This is a genomic window from Bacillus sp. NEAU-Y102 (genome assembly GCF_054788175.1).
This window is the reverse complement of sequence record NZ_JBTWFK010000016.1, coordinates 53,525-74,928: the sequence shown is the minus strand read 5'-3', so window position 1 is coordinate 74,928 and position 21,404 is coordinate 53,525. Positions and strand designations below refer to the sequence as shown.

Sequence of the window (21,404 nt, the reverse complement as noted above, 5' to 3'; positions counted from 1 at the left end):
TCGCTCGACTTGCATGTATTAGGCACGCCGCCAGCGTTCATCCTGAGCCAGGATCAAACTCTCCAATAAAGTTAGTTTGTCTAGCATCTAAAAATAAAAATTGACGTTTCACGTTGTTTGTTTCGTTCAGTTTTCAAAGAACTAAAAGCGGGTGAAGAGAATCGAACTCTCGACCAGAGCTTGGAAGGCTCTTGTTTTACCACTAAACTACACCCGCGTGGTCGGGAAGACAGGATTTGAACCTGCGACCCCCTGGTCCCAAACCAGGTGCTCTACCAAGCTGAGCCACTTCCCGTAATTGGCGCGCCCGAGAGGAGTCGAACCCCTAACCTCTTGATCCGTAGTCAAACGCTCTATCCAATTGAGCTACGGGCGCTTATTCATGATGTTTTTTCGTCGTTGTATTTTGGCGACTCAATTATCTTATCATACTACATTTTCAAACGCAAGTACTTTTTTAAGATTTTTTTGATGCGGCCGAGAGGACTTGAACCTCCACGGGGTTTCCCCCACTAGGCCCTCAACCTAGCGCGTCTGCCGTTCCGCCACGACCGCGCGGAAAAAACAAAAAGTGAGCCATGAAGGATTCGAACCTTCGACCCTCTGATTAAAAGTCAGATGCTCTACCAACTGAGCTAATGGCTCGTAAATGGCTGGGCTAGCTGGATTCGAACCAGCGCATGACGGAGTCAAAGTCCGTTGCCTTACCGCTTGGCTATAGCCCACTGAAAAAATATCTTGTTTTCAAAGACAAATGTTATTGTACCATAATGTCCAATAAAAAACAACTGCCAATTAGCAGAAGTTAAAATGGCGGTCCCGACCGGGGTCGAACCGGCGATCTCCTGCGTGACAGGCAGGCATGTTAACCACTACACCACGGGACCATTTGGTTGCGGGGACAGGATTTGAACCTGCGACCTTCGGGTTATGAGCCCGACGAGCTACCGTACTGCTCCACCCCGCGATGATACTATTCATATAAAATTCATATGGTGGAGGATGACGGGATCGAACCGCCGACCCCCTGCTTGTAAGGCAGGTGCTCTCCCAGCTGAGCTAATCCTCCGAAGTGGTGACCCGTACGGGATTCGAACCCGTGTTACCGCCGTGAAAGGGCGGTGTCTTAACCACTTGACCAACGGGCCAATATGTATGGCAGAGAAGAAGGGATTCGAACCCTCGCACCGCGTTAGCGATCTACTCCCTTAGCAGGGGAGCCCCTTGAGCCACTTGGGTACTTCTCTGTATGGCTCCGCAGGTAGGACTCGAACCTACGACCGATCGGTTAACAGCCGATAGCTCTACCACTGAGCTACTGCGGAATAATGAAGACAATTTGTATCTTATAAAATTTCTTTCTGTAAGTCAAGAAGTTTTTAACAACATCTTGTTCAAACGTGACATGTTTATAATATACTGGATTGCGTTTTTACTGTCAAGATGTTTTCGATATCGGTTTGAGTTTCCCTTTACACTTTCCGCAGACATATCTTTTTGTATTTATTTGACGCCTTCTTACATATTGAAGTAAACACTCCATACATTCATACTTATAAATCTTTTTTTCCTTCTCTTCATTAATCATTCGTTTACAAAAACGAGGTGCATCAACTTTCTTTAACAACTCACGAAAATCTCTGTCCCTGTGCTTATACCCTCTTCCTGTAATATGCAAGTGATAATGACACAGTTCATGTTTGATGATTCCGATTAATTCCTCCTTACCATACATTTCGTAATATCGATAATTCAGTTCAACATTGTGACTCTTCAACAGATAACGCCCGCCAGTTGTACGCAACCTACTATTGAACTTTACTTTATGTAAAAATGGCATTCCGAAGTATTGTAGCGATACTTCTTCCACTAGCCGTTGAATTTCTTTCTCGTCCATTCTCATTCCTCCTAAACAAAAAAATATTTTTACACTTTTCACGCTTCTTATACATATATTAAATAGTACATATACCCATCCTCATTCAAGACGCGTGGTTTCTAAAAACACAACATGAATAGAAATCCACTCACCAACCTCTCATTAATAGTACTTTAGATTTTTGAGAGTAGGATTAAACAAGGAGGGATTCCTATGCCTACGTGGCTAAAAAAACAGATGCAACGTGCATATTTCGAAAAAAACCGGTATCAAATTAAATTGCTAAATGAATGCTGGTTTTATTATAGCAAAATACATCAAAACTCATGATCCATTACACTTTTTATTCTATAAAAAAAGAGCAGTTTTATCTGCTCTCTTCCCTTACTATTCAATCGGCAACATAGATAGTGCAACGCGTCCTTTTTTTGTATCAATATCATCTACCCATACTTTTACAATTCGTCCTACTGATACAACATCTAACGGATGCTTTACAAACTGTTTGCTAAGCTTAGAAATATGCACTAAACCATCTTGCTTTACGCCAACATCAACAAAAGCACCAAAATCAACAACGTTACGCACTGTTCCTTCTAGTTCCATACCACGTTTTAAATCTTCTAATTTCAAAATCCCTTTTTTCAGAAGTGGTTTAGGCAACTCATCCCTCATATCTCGTTCTGGACTAATGAGTGCATCTATAATATCAACTAACGTCGGCTCCCCAACTCCCGTTTCTTGAGACAACTTAGAAATCTCTACTTCTTCCAATCTCTTTTGTAATTGCGGTTGTCCTACGTCATCTATCGATAACCCTAAACTCTTCAATAACAATTCAACATTTTTATATTGTTCAGGATGAATACCTGTCCGATCTAATGGATTCGCTCCTTCTAATATACGCAAGAAACCTATACATTGTTCGTACGTCTTTGCACCTAAACGTGGGATTTTCTTTAATTCCGTGCGCTTTGTGAATTTCCCATCCTCTTCTCTCTTTGCCACAATATTTTTCGCAACAGTTTTCGATAAACCTGAAACATATTGTAACAATGCAACCGAAGCCGTATTTACATTAACCCCAACTTGGTTAACAGCTGTCTCTACTACAAATGTTAATGACTCATTCAATCTCTTTTGAGATACATCATGTTGGTATTGTCCAACCCCTACTGATTTAGGATCAATTTTCACAAGTTCAGCCAGTGGATCTTGCAGACGTCTTCCAATAGAAACGGCACTTCTCTCTTCAACTTGTAAATTTGGGAATTCTTCACGAGCTAAATCAGAAGCTGAATATACACTAGCACCCGCTTCATTTACAATAATATAAAAGACTTCCTGTTTCACACTTTGCAATACATCTACTATAAATTCCTCTGTTTCTCTAGATGCTGTCCCATTACCAATTGCAATCATTTCAACTTGATATTTATCTATAATAGAAAGAACTTTCGTTTTTGCGTCATCATATTTACGAACAGGCGGATGCGGATAAATAACATCAATATGTAGTACTTTCCCCGTATCATCTACTACAGATAATTTACAACCAGTTCTATATGCCGGGTCTACCGCTAGCACGACTTTCCCTTTCATCGGAGGTTGTAATAATAAGTTACGTAAGTTCTCAGAGAAAATATGTATCGCTTGTTCTTCAGCTGTTTCTGTTAATTCTTTACGAATTTCTCTTTCAATTGAAGATTGAATTAATCGTTTATAACCATCTTCAATCGCTAATTGTACATAATGCGCACTTTTAGAATCGTTATCACGAATTACTTTCTTATTTAAGAAATTTAATATCTCATCTACTGGTGGGACAACAGAAACTCTCAATATATCTTCTTTCTCACCGCGATTCATTGCTAATACACGATGTGGTACTACTTTTTGCAATGGTTCTTCATAACTGTAATACATTTCATATATATTCTTTTCATCTTTTTCTTCACCTTTTACAGACGAAGACATAATACCTTTTCTAAAAGTAATATTTCGAATCCAACTACGATACGTAGCTTCATCTGAAATCATTTCTGCAATAATGTCTTGTGCACCTTGTAAAGCTTCTTCTGCAGATTGCACTTCTTTCTCTGCATTAATAAATTCCACTGCCTTTTTAGCCGGATCTTCTTTCTTATATAACAATAACCATTCAGCTAACGGTTCTAACCCTTTTTCTTTTGCAATCGTTGCTTTCGTTCTTCTTTTCTCTTTATATGGACGATATAAATCTTCTACTTCCTGCAACTTTGTAGCTTTAACAATTTGCAGCCTTAGCTCTCCTGTCAGTTTTCCCTTCTCACCAATAAGACGAATAACTTCTTCCTTCCTATCTTCAAGTTGCATCATATATTGCCATCTCTCTAAAATCGCACGAATTTGCACCTCATCTAAAGAGCCTGTCCATTCTTTTCGGTAACGAGCAATAAATGGAACTGTGTTACCTTCTTCTGTTAATTGAATAACATGACGAACTTGCTTTTCGCTAAAGCCTAATTCTTTCACTAACATTTTCATTAACGCTTGTCGATTATCTACCATTTCCATATACAACCGTAACCTCCTCTATAATAAAAAAAGTTGCCCTTCAAAGAGAGCAACTTAAACTGCCGATTTAAAAATCTATTAGTCCTAAACTAATTTGTAACGCTTCATCTACACGACTCATCATCACTTCATCTAAATGAGTGATTTTGTCCGTTAAGCGTTGCTTATCGATTGTTCGAATCTGCTCAAGTAAAATAACAGAATCTCTCTCAAAACCATACTTTTTCGCATCAATTTCCACATGAGTGGGTAATTTCGCTTTTTGAATCTGTGCAGTAATAGCCGCTACAATCACCGTTGGACTAAAACGATTTCCGATGTCATTTTGAATGACAAGAACCGGACGAACGCCTCCTTGCTCAGAACCAACAACTGGGGAAAGGTCTGCAAAATACACGTCGCCGCGTTTTACAATCAAAATATTACCCCCCGCTAACTAAGCGTTCTACTGTATGAGCTGCTTCATACTCCGCTAAGAAAGCTTCAGATGCAATACCAAGATTAATTTTTCCCATTTCAATATACCCACGTCGCATTGATTCATGTTGGTAGCGTTTCTTCGTCTTATGTTGACGCAATAACAATTGTGTTGCCTGGCAAATTAGTTCATGGCGATTCTTATTCTCTTGTTTTCCAATTCCGTCCAATTCCGTTACCATTTGCTTTGGCAACCGAACCACGATTTCAGTAGTTACACTTGATTCGGACACAAAAATACACCTCCACCGTCAACTACACACCCAAATATATATATGACACCTATTGTAATAATACCATTGTATGGAGCCTGTTGCAAAGACTTCCTTATTCCTTGCTTATGTTTTCCAATTCACAAACAAAACATTCATCTTCTTAAATTTTTTATCTCATAACTAACTAAAAACAATAGAACTCCTCTTCAAAACTTACGTGTAACTTATATAAAAAATGATTATAAGTAAAAAGCTTCTCATCAAAAAGAGCTTATTATCCAGCAATGAACAGTCACTCCAATGACAAGAAGCAATCATGCTACCTTCTATATATTGTTCAAGTAATTAATTATCTCTACAACCTTACCATTCCGTATAAATATTCTTGGCACACGGAAACTGATCGTTGCAATAATTTCATAATTAATAGTCCCTGAATATTCCGCAACCTCTGTAGCGCTAATATACTCATCTCCCTGCCTTCCAATAAGCGTAACTTTCGTACCAAGCGGCACTTCACAAGGAAGATGAATCATGAACTGATCCATTGTTACTCGCCCTACAATCGGTACCCTTTTACCATTTATAAGCACTTCAAATCCTTGTAATCTTCTAAGCCATCCATCTGCATAACCAATCGCTACAGTCGCGATCCATTCTTCAGTTTTCGTTCGATAAGTGACGTTATAACTAATTCCATCACCTTTAATCACCTGTTTAATATGAGCTACTTTCGTATGCAGTGATAGCGCCGGTTCTAATTCAAATGGTAAAAAAGGACGTATTTCTACAGAAGGAGATAATCCATACATTGCAATCCCAATTCGCACTGCATTAAATGTAATCCCTTGAAAACGTAACGTGGCAGCACTATTAGCTGTATGGACAAACTTAGGATCCACTCCGAATTCTTTCAACCAACTTAACTGCTCTAAGAACGTGTTATATTGCTTATCAAAATACGAAGTCTCAACCTCATCTGCCGTTGCAAAATGCGTGTATACTCCTTCTAACTCTAAAAACGGTGCACCTTCTAAACTCCTTAAAAATTCTTTCAGCTCTTTTCTTTCACGTATTCCAATTCTCCCCATACCACTATCAAAATTAATATGAAATTTCATTACAGATGAACCATCCCAAAGTTTAATTGCTTCGTCCACCCATTCTTTTTGAAAAACAGTTAGCGCTACATCATTTTCAGCAGCTACATTTACATCACGCGGCGGCGAGGGACCTAACACTAAAATCGGCACAGTAATACCGGCCCTCCGAAGCACTAGAGCTTCATCTAAAAAAGCAACAGCTAACCTTGTTGCACCCGCTTCTAATGCCGTTTTAGCAACCGGTACATAATCGTGCCCATATGCGTTCGCTTTAACTACAGCAAAAATCTCTACATCACTTGGGATGAACTCTTTAATATGTGTAACGTTGTTATAAATGGCATCTAAATCCACTTCCACCCACGTGTCACGATAAAATGGTGCTTCTTCCATAAATACACTTCCTTATACACGATATGCGAAGCTTATTCTTTTATATGCTTCTTTTATGAAATCCACCTTCAAACTAAGAAAAGACGTGGTGCACATATATCACCACGTCTAAGAAGTTTACTTCACCTGCTTCGCTGTAACTGAACGAGCAACCATTAACAGCTCCTTCGGCTCTAAACCTTTAGACACGAGCATATATTCTACTCCGTTATGCGACCACGTTACAGAGTCTTTCGTCAACGCACCAATCGTAAACCCAAGATCAACCGGTTCTCCACTTACACTTACCGCTGATGAAGCCTCTGCAACTTTTGCCTTTTCTTGTATTAAAGTAAAGGATTTCTTATTTCCAGTGTATGTGAGTATCGCACGCTTGCCACTGTCTGTCTTCAACTCTTTTTCATCTTGCAGAGTCATACCTTGTGGTGTATCAAGCGGATACAAAGTAGCAAACGGTTTGTCTTCTTTCGCTGTTGTTTGAACATCTACCTGCGCTCTAGACATATTTTGTTTCGTATCAAATGCACCTTTATCAAATTTCGCATCGAATTTTACCTTAGAGAAATCTACTTTTACAAGAACATTTTGATCATTATCCATTAACTTCACTGAAACTGGAGTCAAATCGCTCTTCTTCAGTGTAATCTCTTGTTTCGGCAACATATTTTGATGTTGATAGTTTGTTTTTGTTTTAAAAATATAATACTTATCTGTTTTCTCGAAAGTAAGGTTTTTCTTATCCTGCAAAATATCTCTTACAAGTGATTCATATAAATAAGCCTGGCTGCTATTTTGCGGCCAATCACTTTGAAAACGGAAGCTCTTATTAAGTGCTGGCGTTAATACAAATACACCTTCTTCATTTCTTAAAATGATTTGGCTCTGATCTTTTTTTGCATTCTTTAAATTCACACGATAAAAAGACGGTTCCTTATGCCAAATTTCTACGTTATACTCCTGAGGCTCATTTCCTGTTTTAATAGATAATTTCGCTTCAGCTTGATAACTTTTCATCCCTTTTACTTTCGCTTCTAAATCTTTCACGACATCATCTTGTTTCTTTTCCACACAACTCGCCAATACAAAAACGGTCAACAAACCGACAAGAACTAAAAACAGACGCCTTTTCATCACTTCAGCCCCTTTGCCCCTATAAATGAATGGAAGATGTACCTTCCTTATCGCTACCTCAAATATATGAGACAAAGATATAAAATATGCAGACTAGCGTGACGAGCTTTCTAAAACAACTTGAGCAACAGCAAATTCCTTACTATGACTAATTGATAAATGAACAACATACTCTGTACTTGTAATCAGAATCGGCTTACCTCTTTCATCATTTTTCACTTCAATATCTAAAAAGCTCACTTCTTTCCCGATACCAGTACCTACAGCTTTTGAATATGCCTCTTTCGCTGCAAATCTTCCAGCTACAAACTCTGTAAGGCGACTTCCTTTCAGCTCCATAGCAACATTACGTTCATTTTCCGTTAAAATACGTTCCATAAATTTAAGCTTTCCATCTAGCATTTTTTCAATACGATTTAATTCAATAATATCGATTCCAATCCCTATAATCATTTCAAAATCCCCTTCTTCTATTTAACTTTCTTCTTTCATATTGATAAGAATAACAGAGAATCTTTCTGATGCAAAAGGGGGGATAGTAACCGTATGCTAATAAGATCCACTCAGATTTCTTTACAATCGACTATTCTCACCTTACTTCTTATTCACTTAGTCCTGATGATATTAGGCGACTTTTTCCTCTTCCCACTGGCAGCCTCTAATGAATATATCGCTAAAGGAGAATGGTGGCGTGTCATAACTTCCCTTCTGGTACACGTAGACTTACAACATTTTCTTTCTAATAGTATTTTTTTGTTTGCACTTGGTTCTTCTATCGAAAAGCAACTCGGACACTTTTCTTTTTTTATTCTATTTTTTATTTCTGGAATTTCTGGAAATATTTCTTCTTATATTATTATGCCACCTGAATATATTCACGCAGGTGCATCAGGTGGGATTTTCGGACTATTAGGCGCACAATTATTTTTATTGTACAATCGTTACCGCTCTTCACAACCAAAAGAAATTGCCATTTTCTCAATTATGATACTTCTATTACTGCTATTTACTTTCTTTAACCCTTCCGCCAATCCGATCAGTCATTTAACAGGTTTAATAACCGGCGGCATTTTAACTCCTTTTTTAACCAAAAAAAACGATGGTGCAAAGCTTATTTAATATAAAAGCTTGCACCATCGATAATTTCTACATCTACCTGTTCGCTTAAATCCCTCATTAATTGAAATAAAGACTCATCCTTCATCTTCGCCTCAATCATACAATCAATTTGCGGAACACTTCCCTTTATCCTTCTTAAAAAAGATAAAAATGCGTCTACATTAATATAATCTGCATGAGCTCTTGGATCTTTTCCCTCTCTAGGGCTAGAGATATGCATTTTAACTGGCAACAAAGATGTTTCCCACGTATGAACAACACGTGCCCAATCTTCATACCAATCTTCTTGCTCATTATTCATCATATGGTGATGCAAATCAAACACGACGGGAATATCTAATTTTTCTCCTAAATATAATGTTTCCTCTAACGTAAAAGTTGTATCATCATTTTCTAATATAATCATTTCTTGAATACCCCTTGGGACATTAGACCAATTCTCTATAAAACGCTCTAATGCAAGTTCTTTATCTTTATACCCTCCTCCAACATGTAGTACACATCGTTGCTTATGTTCAATCCCCATGCCTTTTAATAATTTTTTGTGCATCTGCAATGTCTTTACAGATTGTTTGAAAACACTCTCCTCAGGTGAATTTAGTACAACAAAATGATCTGGATGAAAATCAATTCGCATATTCATATGAATTGCATATTCACCTAATTCTTTCAATTTTTCTTTTAAAGGACGAATATAGTTCCACTCTAACAATTCCTCATGATTCGCTAAAGGAATGAGCTTAGAACTAAGCCGAAAGAAAGATATGTCATGTCCCTTATTATGCTTTAATAAACGCAAACAATTTTCCAAATTGGAATTAGCAATTCTTTCAAGTTTACGAATTGCAGCATCACGATCATCTATTTTCTGAAACTGTGCGTACGTCATCGTTTGAGATGGGGATGCATTCTTCAAATGCACACTCATCGCAACGTAACCAAGCCTTACAAGCATATAACAGCCCCTTTTCTATCATAACTACTATGTAGTATGCACAATTACAGAAATAAAAAAAGAGAATGCCCGCAAAGGGCATTCTCTTTTTTTATTAAGCTTGTGGACGGCTATGATGTTTTCTTTCGCCGCGTCCATTTGAAGATCCTGGGCGACCTTGACCTTCACCTCTACGACCACGACTACCACCATCACGATTACGATCACGGTTTCCATCACGATTGCGATCACGGTTTCCGTCACGATTACGTCCATCACGGTTACGACCATCGCCACCACCGCGTCCATCACGACTACGATTACGGTTACCATCACGGTATCCGCCTCCGTTACCGCCACGTTTTTTAGAACCGCCACCTCTTGAAACAACTGGTGGTTCTGATGTTAAAGCAATCGGAGTTGTATCCGGCTCTTTAGTCATCATTTTTAAAGCAGCAGCTACTACTGTTACAGAGTCATTCTCTTCTAACATTTCTTCTGCAATACGCTTGTAGTATGATAAGTTCTCATTTTGAATCGTGCTTTGAAGTTTTTCAGCGATTAAACGTTGTTGACCTTCTAATGCCTCATCAAGTGTCGGTGCTTCCATGCGATCAACTTTACGTTTTGTTGTACGCTCGATATTTTTTAATTGTCCTGATTCACGTGGTGTTACAAATAACATTGCAATACCTTTTTTACCTGCACGGCCAGTACGACCGATACGGTGAACGTATGATTCTGGATCTTGTGGGATATCGAAGTTGTATACGTGTGTTACGCCTGAAATATCAAGACCACGTGCAGCAACGTCTGTTGCAACAAGAACTTCAATAGCACCTTCTTTAAATTTACGTAATACAGACATACGTTTCGCCTGTGTTAAGTCACCATGAATACCTTCTGCTGCATAACCACGTAAGTTTAATGCTTCTGATAATTCATCAACACGACGCTTTGTACGACCGAATACGATCGCAAGCTCTGGAGATTGAATATCTAGTAAGCGTGTTAACACGTCAAACTTTTTCTTTTCTTGCACTTCTAAATAGAACTGCTGAATGTTTGGCATTGTTACTTCTTTTGCTTTTACTTTAATGTGTTGAGGCTCAGTCATGAAACGCTCAGCAATACGACGGATTGGATCTGGCATTGTCGCTGAGAATAATAATGTTTGATGTGTTTCTGGCACATCTGTTAAAATCGCTTCAATATCTTCAATGAAGCCCATGTTTAACATTTCATCCGCTTCATCAAGAACAACAGTCTCTACGTTTTGTAAGCGAAGTGTTTTACGGTTAATATGATCTAAAATACGACCCGGCGTACCAACAATAATGTGTGGGTGTTTTTTTAGAGCACGAATTTGGCGGTTAATATCTTGACCACCATAAATTGGTAGAATACGAACACGTTTATGTTTACCAATTTTGTATAGCTCTTCTCCAACTTGAATTGCTAATTCACGCGTTGGCGCGATAACAATACCTTGAACTGCTTCTTTATTTGTATCCACTTTATCTAATAGTGGTAATCCGAATGCTGCTGTTTTCCCTGTACCTGTTTGCGCTTGCCCAATAATATCCTTACCTTGCAATGCATGTGGAATTGTTTCAGCTTGAATCGGCGTAGCCTCTTCAAAGCCCATACTTTCAACCGATTGCAGTAAAGACTCACTTAATCCTAATTCTCGAAATGTTGTCAATGTTACTTCTCCTTTTCTATCCTATACTTATCATTTAAAAAAAGGCGTTTTCCGAATTTGCGGAAAAGCCCTTTTCCTGAATGCTCACGTATATAACCGGGCGTATATTCTTCACGAAAATACTTCTAAACGTTATTACACTTTATCAATTATAAGTTTTGTATGTGTAAAAAGCAAACCCAACTGTTACCTTATTTTATATTCAGGGCCTTTTTCTTTACTTTTATTTTTTTATCATTTACTGTAAGCGCTTATTATAAGTTTCTTCTATTTTCGTGACTATCATCCCTATTTATATACACCAATTATTTCAACATCGTAATTACTTCTTCTAATTTCATACCGCGAGATGCTTTTATTAATACAACATCTTTGGCATCGACTACCGCTTGTAAATCTCTTACTAACTCTTCTTTATTATCATACGCCTTTACACGTTCATTAGGGAAATTAATTTTCGCTCCTTCAGCAATTTGAGCTCCTAATCTACCGTATGTGAATACATGTGCGATTTTTGCTGGATCGATTAATTTACCTACCTCATAATGGAACTGCACTTCTTGATTTCCAAGTTCTAACATATCACCGAGCACAACGATTTTTTTAGTAAATCCATCTAAACCATTCATTAAATGGAATGCTGCCTCCATAGCCGTCGGACTTGCATTATAAGCATCGTTGATAATTGTTAATCCACTATCCGTTTTTACAATCTCCATACGCATGCCCGTCATTTGAAGTGTTACTAAACCTTGTTTCATTTCTTCCCACGTCACCCCAAAATGTGTCGCAATTGCCATTGAAGCAAGTGTATTGTACACATTATGTTTTCCTAACACCGGTAGGTAGAATGAAATATTTTCATCTCTATTCATTTTAAAATGTGTCCCAGTTGCCTGTAATGTTACAGTCGTTGGATAGTAATCGTTGGCTCTTGCATCACCAAACGTAACTGTTTCTGCTGCTAAATTCATTTCAGGAACACGATTCGTTAATAACGGCTCATCTCCATTATATACGAACACGCCACCTTCTTGTAACCCTGTAACAATTTCTAATTTCGCTTCAGCAATTGCCTCACGAGATCCTAAATCCATTAAATGTGCCTCACCAATATTCGTAATGATAGCTGCATTAGGACGAGCTAACTTAGATAAAAATTCAATCTCTCCTCGGCTTGACATACCCATTTCTAATACAGCTACTTCTGTATTTTCTTCTAAGTTTAAAATAGTGAGAGGTAACCCAATATGGTTATTGAAATTTCCTTCTGTTTTTTGAACTTTGAACTTAGTCGCGAGAATACTTGTCACAATATCTTTCGTGGATGTTTTACCGTTACTACCTGTCACACCAACAACTTTAACATCCAATTGATCGCGATAGTTTTTCGCTAACATTTGCAGTGCAGATAGCGTATCTTCTACAAAAATAACCGGAAGATTCTCGGGTGGATTTGCTACATCTTTCATCCATAATGTAGCTACAGCTCCATTTTCAACTGCTTTATCTACAAAAGCATGTCCATCGAAACGCTCCCCTTGAATCGGAACATATAAGTTTCCTTTTTCAATTTTTCTCGTATCAATAGACACGCCTTGAATAATAGTTCCCTCATATTGCTCTGCTAATCCAGTACCATTTACCATCTGTTCTACTTGCTTTAACATTCGCTTTATCATATAGAAACGCTCCTTACATAGAGGAAGCACTATTCCTACGAATAGTGCTTCCTCCTTTTTTTGTTAGATTGTATATTTAATTTTTTGTTTTTCTTCGTGACGTTCAATCGCTAAACGAATTAGCTCTTCGATTAACTCTGGATACGGTAACCCAGTATGTTGCCATAATAGAGGGAACATACTAAACGGTGTAAATCCTGGCATAGTGTTTACTTCGTTAATATACACTTCTCCGTCTTTCGTTAAGAAGAAATCAGCTCGCGTTAAGCCTGCACCATCTAATGATTGGAACGCAATAATTGCATCACGCTTAATCACATCAGATTCTTCTTCTGTCATTTCAGCTGGAATAATTAACGCCGTATCACCATCGATATATTTCGACTTATAATCATAGAAGTCCTTTTTCGGAACGATTTCACCTACAACTGAACATTTCGGCTCATCATTACCTAGTACCCCCACTTCTACTTCACGACCTACAATATTTTCTTCTACAATAATTTTGCGATCAAATTGGAATGCCTCTACAAATGCATTCTCAAGTTCTTCACGATTTTTACACTTATTAATACCAACACTTGAACCAAGGTTTGCTGGTTTTACGAAACAAGGATATCCTAACTTATCTTCTACTTTAGAATAAGCTTCCTCACGATTTTTTTCCCATGCACTGCGAATGAAAGACGCATATTTTGCTTGTTTTAAACCAGCCTCTGCAAAGATGTTTTTCATAACAACTTTATCCATACCAGCAGATGATGCTAGAACACCATTTCCTACATAAGGAATATTCATCAATTCTAATAGTCCTTGAACCGTTCCATCTTCACCGTTTGGTCCATGTAGTAATGGGAAAATAACGTCAATAGCGTTTTCCTCAGAAGCTGCAGATGGAATAATCTCTGTACTTAATGATAACGGAGAAATCGCATTTTCTGCACTACTCATTTTTAAAGCTTCAACATCTGTCACTTCGCCTTCAATACGCTCACCACGTACCCATTGACCTTGTTCTGTAATATAAATTGGATGAATCTCGAATTTATCTTGATTTAACGCTTTAATAGCAGCAAGAGCCGTCTGTAACGAAACTTGATGCTCAGCTGATTTTCCACCATATAATAAACCTAATTTAATTTTTGTCACTGAAATCACCCTAACCAATTGTTTTCATTTTTCTATTTTAGCACTTTTTATAAAAATAGGTAGTTCCTATTTGAAATAAAATGTAACTTCCACAAATAATTAAATGACACCACTTATTGGTTTTCTACACTTTTTCTATTCCACTACTATACAAAGGTGAATTTTAAAATGAAATGGTAATCCTATCTAGTTATGTACCTAAAATATGTAGAAATCCCCTTTTTTGTGTATGTCACCTATTTACTAAGAAGATTGTTTGGTTAGTGTATCTTTTTGCCTTTGCTCAACAAGGCGATCTAAAGAAATATATACAATACCTGCAACTACACATCCTACAGCTAAAATTGTAAATAGAAAGTGGCCAAGTAATCGATCTAATAAAAAACCCCCCAAAAGTGGACCAAATGCGCTTCCTGTAATCCACTGCAAACTTGCAGCGCCCATATAAGTCCCTCTCAAATGCTCAGGGGCCAAATTTGCTACAAATGTCATCTGTACAGGCGACATAATCATCTCACCTAACGTATATATAGCATAAACGAACAGTAGTGTTATTAAAATAACTGTAGCATTTGTATTAAACTCTCCAAACCACTTCGGTAACCACCCTATAAAAAATAATCCAATCCCGAACAAACATGCACCATATAACATCGTCTTCCCGACTGGTTTATCCGTAGCCCATTTTGAAATTTGAAATTGGAATAAAACAACTAATAGTCCGTTTAACGCCATTAAATATGGATATGGATTATTCGTTCCAAAAATACGCTTCATTTCATTATCAAAATGTAGTGGCAACATGCTTTCTGTTTGAGAAAACCCCATCGAAATGATAATACCTGCTAATAAGTAAATCATTAATGCCTTATCTCGCATTACAATTTTCCAAACTGCCCCAGATTCCTTTTCTTTATGTTCTTCCTTATCTATCCTCTTTGGCATCGTCTCTTGAATAAGAAGTAATACAAGTAACGCATAAAATAGCATTGTAGAAGAGGCAATAATAAACACAAGATTCTTTGACAACACAACTACTGATGCTCCCATTATCGGACCAATCGCAGCACCTATATTGTGTCCCATTCGTAATAAACCATATGCCTCTGTTCTTTTTTCTGGTGCCGTTACATCTGCGACCATAGCTGATGCAGCTGGGTGAAATAAAGAATTACTCAACCCTAAAAAAATAGATAAAATTGCATATGGAATAAACCCTTCTATAAATAGAAAACCGAGCATTAATAATGCATTACTTGCCATAGAAAATATCATAATCGGTTTTCTTCCATATATGTCAGCAATTCTTCCTCCTATAAGTGATCCAAAGCTTGCAGCAATTGGAGAAAGCGCCATAATAACCCCAACTTCCAACAACGAATCTACCTTATCTTTTAAATATAATGCAAAAAAAGGCATTAACATCATCATTGCAATTCCATTTAACGTCTCTCCAATAAATCGAATCCATACGTTACGGTCCATCTCCCTTAACTCACGCCACGTATTTTTCATCATTTCACCCCTTTAGTTAGCCAACAATTATCTTATAATAAGTTCAGAAAAATGTAAATTTTCAAATATAAAAATCCATTCTAACAGAATTAGAATGGATTTTTTTCGCTTATAAATTCGCAACATCTTCTTCTTTTTTACTATTATTTAAAGCACTATGTTTTCGGCTATATAAGAAGTAAACCGCTATACCAATAACCATCCATATCCCAAAACTAATCCATGCTGTCCCCGATAATTGAAGCATTAAGTATAAACAGAAAATTACTGTTAATGCTGGTAAAAATGGTACAAGCGGAGCCTTAAATGCCCTTGGTAAGTCTGGATGGGTTCTTCTCATTACAATTACCGCAACAGCTACGAGTGCAAATGCTGACAATGTCCCCATGTTTACAAGATGTGCTAAAACATTTAAATCTATTAATCCTGAAATCAGTGCCGCAATAATTCCCGTTGTCCATGTATTTAAAAATGGCGTTTTAAATTTCGGATGAACTTTAGCAAGACGCTTCGGCAGTAAACCATCTCGGCTCATCGCATAAGAAACACGAACTTGTCCATACATCATAACTAGCATTACTGTTGTAATTCCTGTAATTGCTCCTACTGAAATTACTCCAGCTAAGCCATCTTGTCCAATAAATTGAAGTGCAAAAGCAACTGGATCTGATATATTTAACTGTCCGTATGGAACAATTCCTGTCAAAATAAGCGAAACAACGATATAAAGAACTGTACAAATTAATAACGATGCAATAATACCAATTGGTAAATCACGTTGCGGACGTTTCACTTCTTCTGCCGCTGTTGAAACTGCATCAAATCCTATAAATGCGAAGAATACTGTAGCCGCTCCAGCCATTACACCATCTAAACCAAACGGCATAAAAGGCGTCCAGTTTTCAGGTTTCACATAATTAAAACCAGCAAAGATAAAAATAAGAACAACTGCTATTTTAATAAATACCATAATGTTATTTACTCGTGCACTTTCACGAACACCCCTAGATAAAAGAACTGTCATCACTAAAATAATTAGAACTGCAGGTAGATCAATTATTCCACCCTTTCCTGTACCAGGAGCCGAGGAGAGAATAGTCGGAATGTGAATTCCAAACCCCTTTAATAAAGATTGAAAATATGCAGACCAACCGTTTGCTACAGCAGATGTAGCAAGTAAATATTCAAGCATTAGATCCCAGCCAATTAAAAATGCGAATACTTCTCCCATCGTCGCGTATGTATACGTATACACACTGCCCGATACAGGAACTGAAGAAGCAAATTCAGCATAACAAAATGCAGCAAAGGCACAAGCTAGCGCGGCAATCGCAAACGATAATATAATAGCTGGCCCAGAATGTTTCGCTGCCACAACACCCGTTAGAACAAAAATACCAGTTCCAACAATTGCTCCGATTCCAAGCATAGTTAAATCTAGCGCGCCCAATGTTCTTGCTAACGTTTTTTGCTTACTTTCTTGCATTAACTTTGCAATTGGCTTCTTTTGAAAAATTTGCTTCATCTTTCACTCCTCCAAGTTTTAAATTTTCTGAAAATTTTTAATTCGCTTTTTTATTTTACTCATTACGCTTTTCCTAGTCAATACTTTTGTCGAAACAAGTAGAAATTCTTCTGAATATGCACTATCCTTATCATTCTTTCTATATATCTTTCGACAACTCTTTTTGGTATTATTATACATGTCGATTCCACAAAAAAAGGCATGCTCCCTTATTGAGAGCATGCTTTTTTTACTTATTTCACAGTATATGAACCTTGTTCAATCCAGCTATACATATACTTTTCATCTTCTGTTTCATGTGCTTGTTTTACAATACGAAGCGGACGGAATGTGTCTATCATAACAGCTAATTCAAGTGTCTCTTTCTTCCCTATACTTGCCTCTGTTTTCCCCGGATGCGGCCCATGGGGAATCCCGCTCGGATGAAGTGTAATAGAACCTTCTTCCACACCTTTGCGACTCATAAAGTTTCCTTCTACATAGTAAAGAACTTCATCACTATTAACATTACTATGATAATATGGTGCCGGAATTGACTCTGGATGATAATCGTATAAACGTGGTACGAAAGAGCAAATAACAAAATTATGCCCTTCAAATGTTTGATGTACTGGCGGCGGCTGATGAATGCGCCCTGTAATTGGTTCAAAATCCTCTACATTAAATACCCACGGATACAAATAGCCATCCCATCCAACAACATCTAACGGGTGGTGTCCTAAAACATGTTTGTGCATATAACCTCTTGATTTTGTCATTACGACAAAATCGCCTTTTTCATCATAGGTCTCTAATTTTTCTGGACCACGAAGATCTCTTTCACAAAACGGACTATGCTCTAACAATTGTCCGTATTCATTTCGATAACGACGCGGCGTTGTAATTTGGCTATTCGCCTCTACAACAAGAAACTTAGTCTCTCCTTCATCTGGAATAACACGATAAATCGTTCCAATTGGGATCGTTACATAGTCGCCTTTTCTATAGTGAATCGTTCCAAACATCGTTTCAATTTTCCCTGTTCCATAATGAACAAATAACATTTCATCGCCATCACCATTACGATAGAAATAATCCATTTTTTCTGTTGGGCTCACTACTCCAATTAACAAATCTTCATTTCCAAGTATGAAATTTCGTCCACTTATTGCATCACCACTTTTTTTATTTTCTTTCGTTCGGAAGTGGCGATGAGAAAGAGCAACATCCTCTTCATACTGCAACTGACAAGAATGCGATAATGCAGAATGACCTACTTCTGTTGGCATATAGTGATGATACAAAATAGACTGCGTACCAGAAAAACCTTTTGTTCCCATTACCTGTTCACGATAAAGCGATCCATCTTTTTTACGAAATTGTACATGTCGTTTATGAGGTAGTTCTCCCATGTGACGATAAAACATGCCCATCACTCGCTTCCTTTTCTTTTTTGATCGTATTACGTAGTGTACCTAAACCAGTAATCGACAGCTCTACAACATCTCCATCTTGTAGCCACTCTTCTGTACCAAGTTCTAAAATACAGCCTGTTCCTACTGTCCCAGAACCAATCACATCTCCTGGATATAACGTAACGTCCTCTGAAGCACGTTCAATCATTTCAGCAAATGTATAGTAAATATCTTGGAAGTTTCCCTTTGATAATAGTTTTCCATTTACATGAGCAGTCATTTCTAAATCATATCGATCACCATTACGATAAACATCTAATTCCTCTTTCGTAACAAGATGTGCTCCTAACGAAGTTGCAAAGTCCTTTCCTTTCGCTGGACCGAGACCTACTTTCATTTCTGTTGCTTGTAAGTCTCTCGCACTCCAGTCGTTCATAATACAATAACCAAAAATATATTCCTCTGCTTGCTCACGAGAAATATTTCGCCCTTCTTTTCCTATTACGCAAGCGATCTCCAACTCGTAATCAAGCTTTTTAGACTTTTTCGGACCAATTACAAAATCACCGGAACCAATTACAGCACGATGATTAGTAAAATAAAAGACCGGAATATCATACCATTCAGGCACAACATCTAGTCCTCTTCGTCCGCGAGCTGTTTTTACATGTTGTTCAAATGCGTAAAAATCTCGAATACTACTCGGATTAGGAAGAGCAGCTGTCAATTGTACTTCTTCTAAAGCATATATACCCTTATTTGGATTCTTAACATTCCTCACTACTTCTACATACTCATCAGCTTTCTCTAAAAAAGCCATCATAGAAGAAGGGATTCTCCCTTCACTAGCAAGATTCATATCTATTACTTTGTCACCTTCAAGCCATCCAGCCCGTATTTCTTTTGAAGGAAGACGAAATGTAACAAATTTCATCCTGATTCCTCCTTATAAAAATGAAATTTCCACCAGCAAAGGGACTTTTGCTGGTGGATACAAATCTTATAAGTTTCCGCGACGCTCTTGTTCTCTTTCAATTGATTCGAATAACGCTTTAAAGTTTCCTTCACCAAATCCACGGGAACCTTTACGTTGAATGATTTCAATAAATAGAGTCGGGCGATCTACAATTGGTTTCGTAAAGATTTGTAGTAAGTAACCTTCATCATCACGATCTACTAAGATCTTTAATTCTTTTAGCTTATCAATTTCTTCATCGATTTTTCCAACTCGTGCAGTTAACTCATCATAATAAGTATCAGGTGTATCTAAAAACTCCACCCCATTTGCACGAAGCGCTTCAACCGTTTTAACAATATCACTTGTTAATAAAGCAAGATGCTGTACACCAGCTCCATTATAGAATTCTAGATACTCTTGAATTTGTGACTTTCTCTTTCCATCTGCTGGTTCGTTAATAGGAAACTTAATACGGCTTCCATTCGTCATAACTTTCGACATTAAAGCTGAATACTCTGTACTAATATCGTCATCATCAAAATGAATCATTTGTTTAAAGCCCATGACATTCTCGTAATAACTAACCCATTCTTCCATTTTTTCAACATTACCAACTACATGATCGACAGCAATTAAACCAGACTCTTCAAATGGAATATTAAACTCTACCTTTTGGAATCCTGGCATAAATGCCCCTTTATAATTTTTACGCTCTACAAGCGTATGAATTGTATCACCATACGTACCAATAACTGCTTTTTTCAATGTACCGTCCTCATCTGTTAATTCCTCTGGTGGAGCAATTGCGACGGCACCACGTTTCACTGCTTCTGAGTATGCTTTATCAACATCATCAACAAGTAGTGCCACATCCTTCACGCCATCACCATGAGTCTTTACAAACTCTGCAATACGATTTTCACTACTTAAAGCTCCAGACACAACAAAACGCATATTTTTTTGCACAAGAACATAAGATACCTTTTCACGGTTTCCAGTTTCTAATCCAGAGTAAGCCACAATTTTGAATCCGAATGCTCTCGCAAGATAATAACTCGATTGCTTTGCATTCCCTACGTAAAATTCCAAATGATCTACATCACGTACTGGAAAAAAGTCCTCCATTTGTGCAGCTAGCGTATCCATAGATTTTTGTTTCATAATATCTTCATCCCCCTGTAAATAGATTAAATGGTCCATACTTAAAACCAACCGAAAACGCTTCCAACATAAATAAATAGAAATTAGTTAGCAAGCTAACAAATTCTGACCTTTAAAATTTTCTATCTTTTCTGTCAAATTCCTCTTTTTTTCTTACATATAAAATTCGACTTTTTTCTCTTTGAAATAAAGTGAAACTTTAATCAGTGGATTTTTGATTATTCGTTGAATCAAGTTGCAACCGCAGCGTCTAATTAGCCATGGATACTAAATAATGAGGTAACTTTAATACTTGAAGGTATATAAGAAAATAAAAAAGACTCCAACATATTAACTACTTACTAATACGTTAGAGTCTTTATTTTTTTTGAATGATTGTATTTATATATATCATACTAATACACTTGCAAGGAATAGAATAAATGATGTTAATATTACCGCTCCACCTAAGGATCCTAATAAATCTGTTTTTGTTACTTGAAACACTTGTTCACTGTTCATATCCCTC

General features: G+C 37.4%; 19 protein-coding genes, 12 tRNA genes and 1 rRNA gene. 2 read left to right on the top strand and 30 right to left on the bottom strand.

Translation table 11 applies throughout. The annotated features are described in order from the left end of the window. The 14 genes from ACYFX0_RS28740 to ACYFX0_RS28675 all read right to left on the bottom strand — a co-directional run. A 16S ribosomal RNA gene (locus ACYFX0_RS28740) occupies nucleotides 1–69 on the bottom strand; the annotation flags it as partial. A gap of 77 nt (nucleotides 70–146) precedes the next feature. After that, a tRNA-Gly gene (locus ACYFX0_RS28735) sits at nucleotides 147–217 on the bottom strand. 1 nt (nucleotide 218) lies between these two features. Then, nucleotides 219–295, bottom strand: a tRNA-Pro gene (locus ACYFX0_RS28730). Nucleotides 296–299: 4 nt separating this feature from the next. Then, a tRNA-Arg gene (locus ACYFX0_RS28725) sits at nucleotides 300–376 on the bottom strand. Nucleotides 377–472: 96 nt separating this feature from the next. Beyond that, a tRNA-Leu gene (locus ACYFX0_RS28720) sits at nucleotides 473–555 on the bottom strand. Between the two features lie 17 nt (nucleotides 556–572). Further along, nucleotides 573–645 (bottom strand) — tRNA-Lys (locus ACYFX0_RS28715). A gap of 5 nt (nucleotides 646–650) precedes the next feature. After that, a tRNA-Gln gene (locus tag ACYFX0_RS28710) sits at nucleotides 651–725 on the bottom strand. An 86-nt stretch (nucleotides 726–811) separates the two neighbouring features. Further along, nucleotides 812–887, bottom strand: a tRNA-Asp gene (locus tag ACYFX0_RS28705). A 3-nt stretch (nucleotides 888–890) separates the two neighbouring features. After that, a tRNA-Met gene (locus ACYFX0_RS28700) sits at nucleotides 891–967 on the bottom strand. 26 nt (nucleotides 968–993) lie between these two features. Further along, nucleotides 994–1,069 (bottom strand) — tRNA-Val (locus ACYFX0_RS28695). 4 nt (nucleotides 1,070–1,073) lie between these two features. Beyond that, nucleotides 1,074–1,148, bottom strand: a tRNA-Glu gene (locus ACYFX0_RS28690). Between the two features lie 8 nt (nucleotides 1,149–1,156). Beyond that, a tRNA-Ser gene (locus ACYFX0_RS28685) sits at nucleotides 1,157–1,247 on the bottom strand. A 3-nt stretch (nucleotides 1,248–1,250) separates the two neighbouring features. Next, a tRNA-Asn gene (locus tag ACYFX0_RS28680) sits at nucleotides 1,251–1,325 on the bottom strand. A 113-nt stretch (nucleotides 1,326–1,438) separates the two neighbouring features. Next, nucleotides 1,439–1,897, bottom strand: a complete 459-nt coding sequence (locus tag ACYFX0_RS28675) for a SprT family protein (RefSeq protein ID WP_000343552.1) — start codon at nucleotides 1,895–1,897, stop codon at nucleotides 1,439–1,441. A gap of 195 nt (nucleotides 1,898–2,092) precedes the next feature. On the opposite strand from ACYFX0_RS28675, the gene cmpA reads away from it, so the two are divergent. Next, on the top strand, nucleotides 2,093–2,209 hold the full coding sequence (cmpA, locus tag ACYFX0_RS28670) for a cortex morphogenetic protein CmpA (protein WP_001143640.1): 117 nt from the start codon (nucleotides 2,093–2,095) through the stop codon (nucleotides 2,207–2,209). A 57-nt stretch (nucleotides 2,210–2,266) separates the two neighbouring features. Here the strand turns inward: cmpA and ACYFX0_RS28665 are convergent, their stop codons facing one another. From ACYFX0_RS28665 to acpS, 6 genes are all read right to left on the bottom strand, one after another. After that, a complete protein-coding gene (locus tag ACYFX0_RS28665) occupies nucleotides 2,267–4,435 on the bottom strand; it encodes a Tex family protein (protein ID WP_000426210.1) in 2,169 nt (722 codons plus the stop codon). A 67-nt stretch (nucleotides 4,436–4,502) separates the two neighbouring features. Further along, on the bottom strand, nucleotides 4,503–4,853 hold the full coding sequence (gene ndoA / locus ACYFX0_RS28660) for a type II toxin-antitoxin system endoribonuclease NdoA (protein ID WP_000635965.1): 351 nt from the start codon (nucleotides 4,851–4,853) through the stop codon (nucleotides 4,503–4,505). A 4-nt stretch (nucleotides 4,854–4,857) separates the two neighbouring features. Then, complete coding sequence (locus ACYFX0_RS28655; RefSeq protein WP_000004570.1) at nucleotides 4,858–5,145, bottom strand: antitoxin EndoAI; 288 nt, start codon at nucleotides 5,143–5,145, stop codon at nucleotides 4,858–4,860. Nucleotides 5,146–5,453: 308 nt separating this feature from the next. Then, a complete protein-coding gene (gene alr / locus ACYFX0_RS28650) occupies nucleotides 5,454–6,623 on the bottom strand; it encodes an alanine racemase (RefSeq protein ID WP_000390595.1) in 1,170 nt (389 codons plus the stop codon). Between the two features lie 117 nt (nucleotides 6,624–6,740). After that, nucleotides 6,741–7,691, bottom strand: coding sequence for a LolA family protein (locus ACYFX0_RS28645; protein WP_002084009.1), 951 nt, complete (start codon nucleotides 7,689–7,691; stop codon nucleotides 6,741–6,743). 156 nt (nucleotides 7,692–7,847) lie between these two features. Next, nucleotides 7,848–8,207 (bottom strand): holo-ACP synthase, encoded by a 360-nt coding sequence (acpS, locus tag ACYFX0_RS28640; RefSeq protein WP_000583418.1) that lies wholly within the window; start codon nucleotides 8,205–8,207, stop codon nucleotides 7,848–7,850. Nucleotides 8,208–8,300: 93 nt separating this feature from the next. On the opposite strand from acpS, the gene ACYFX0_RS28635 reads away from it, so the two are divergent. Further along, nucleotides 8,301–8,873 (top strand): rhomboid family intramembrane serine protease, encoded by a 573-nt coding sequence (locus ACYFX0_RS28635; protein ID WP_000908529.1) that lies wholly within the window; start codon nucleotides 8,301–8,303, stop codon nucleotides 8,871–8,873. Here the strand turns inward: ACYFX0_RS28635 and uvsE are convergent. The 10 genes from uvsE to ACYFX0_RS28585 all read right to left on the bottom strand — a co-directional run bounded on the left by uvsE (nucleotide 8,866) and on the right by ACYFX0_RS28585 (nucleotide 21,397). Then, nucleotides 8,866–9,828: a UV DNA damage repair endonuclease UvsE gene (gene uvsE / locus ACYFX0_RS28630; protein ID WP_000961146.1), complete on the bottom strand. Its 963-nt coding sequence runs from the start codon at nucleotides 9,826–9,828 to the stop codon at nucleotides 8,866–8,868. The genes ACYFX0_RS28635 and uvsE overlap by 8 nt on opposite strands. Nucleotides 9,829–9,922: 94 nt before the next feature. After that, on the bottom strand, nucleotides 9,923–11,512 hold the full coding sequence (locus ACYFX0_RS28625) for a DEAD/DEAH box helicase (RefSeq protein ID WP_000206602.1): 1,590 nt from the start codon (nucleotides 11,510–11,512) through the stop codon (nucleotides 9,923–9,925). A gap of 305 nt (nucleotides 11,513–11,817) precedes the next feature. Continuing rightward, entirely contained in the window at nucleotides 11,818–13,194 is a 1,377-nt protein-coding gene (murF, locus tag ACYFX0_RS28620) for a UDP-N-acetylmuramoyl-tripeptide--D-alanyl-D-alanine ligase (protein WP_000595968.1), read from the bottom strand. Nucleotides 13,195–13,257: 63 nt separating this feature from the next. Then, a complete protein-coding gene (locus tag ACYFX0_RS28615; protein WP_000161434.1) occupies nucleotides 13,258–14,343 on the bottom strand; it encodes a D-alanine--D-alanine ligase in 1,086 nt (361 codons plus the stop codon). A 243-nt stretch (nucleotides 14,344–14,586) separates the two neighbouring features. Next, nucleotides 14,587–15,858: an MDR family MFS transporter gene (locus ACYFX0_RS28610; protein WP_098437721.1), complete on the bottom strand. Its 1,272-nt coding sequence runs from the start codon at nucleotides 15,856–15,858 to the stop codon at nucleotides 14,587–14,589. Nucleotides 15,859–15,967: 109 nt separating this feature from the next. Next, a complete protein-coding gene (locus tag ACYFX0_RS28605; protein WP_000809361.1) occupies nucleotides 15,968–17,383 on the bottom strand; it encodes an amino acid permease in 1,416 nt (471 codons plus the stop codon). Between the two features lie 233 nt (nucleotides 17,384–17,616). After that, nucleotides 17,617–18,789, bottom strand: a complete 1,173-nt coding sequence (locus tag ACYFX0_RS28600; protein ID WP_012614724.1) for a homogentisate 1,2-dioxygenase — start codon at nucleotides 18,787–18,789, stop codon at nucleotides 17,617–17,619. Beyond that, nucleotides 18,755–19,711 carry a fumarylacetoacetate hydrolase family protein gene (locus ACYFX0_RS28595; RefSeq protein ID WP_000673996.1) on the bottom strand — a complete coding sequence of 319 codons (957 nt, stop codon included), beginning with the start codon at nucleotides 19,709–19,711 and terminating at the stop codon, nucleotides 18,755–18,757. Before ACYFX0_RS28595 ends, ACYFX0_RS28600 begins: the two co-directional genes overlap by 35 nt. A 66-nt stretch (nucleotides 19,712–19,777) precedes the next feature. After that, nucleotides 19,778–20,896, bottom strand: coding sequence for a 4-hydroxyphenylpyruvate dioxygenase (gene hppD / locus ACYFX0_RS28590; protein WP_000810920.1), 1,119 nt, complete (start codon nucleotides 20,894–20,896; stop codon nucleotides 19,778–19,780). A 390-nt stretch (nucleotides 20,897–21,286) separates the two neighbouring features. Beyond that, nucleotides 21,287–21,397: a DUF3948 family protein gene (locus ACYFX0_RS28585; RefSeq protein WP_001083691.1), complete on the bottom strand. Its 111-nt coding sequence runs from the start codon at nucleotides 21,395–21,397 to the stop codon at nucleotides 21,287–21,289. Nucleotides 21,398–21,404 lie beyond the last annotated feature (7 nt).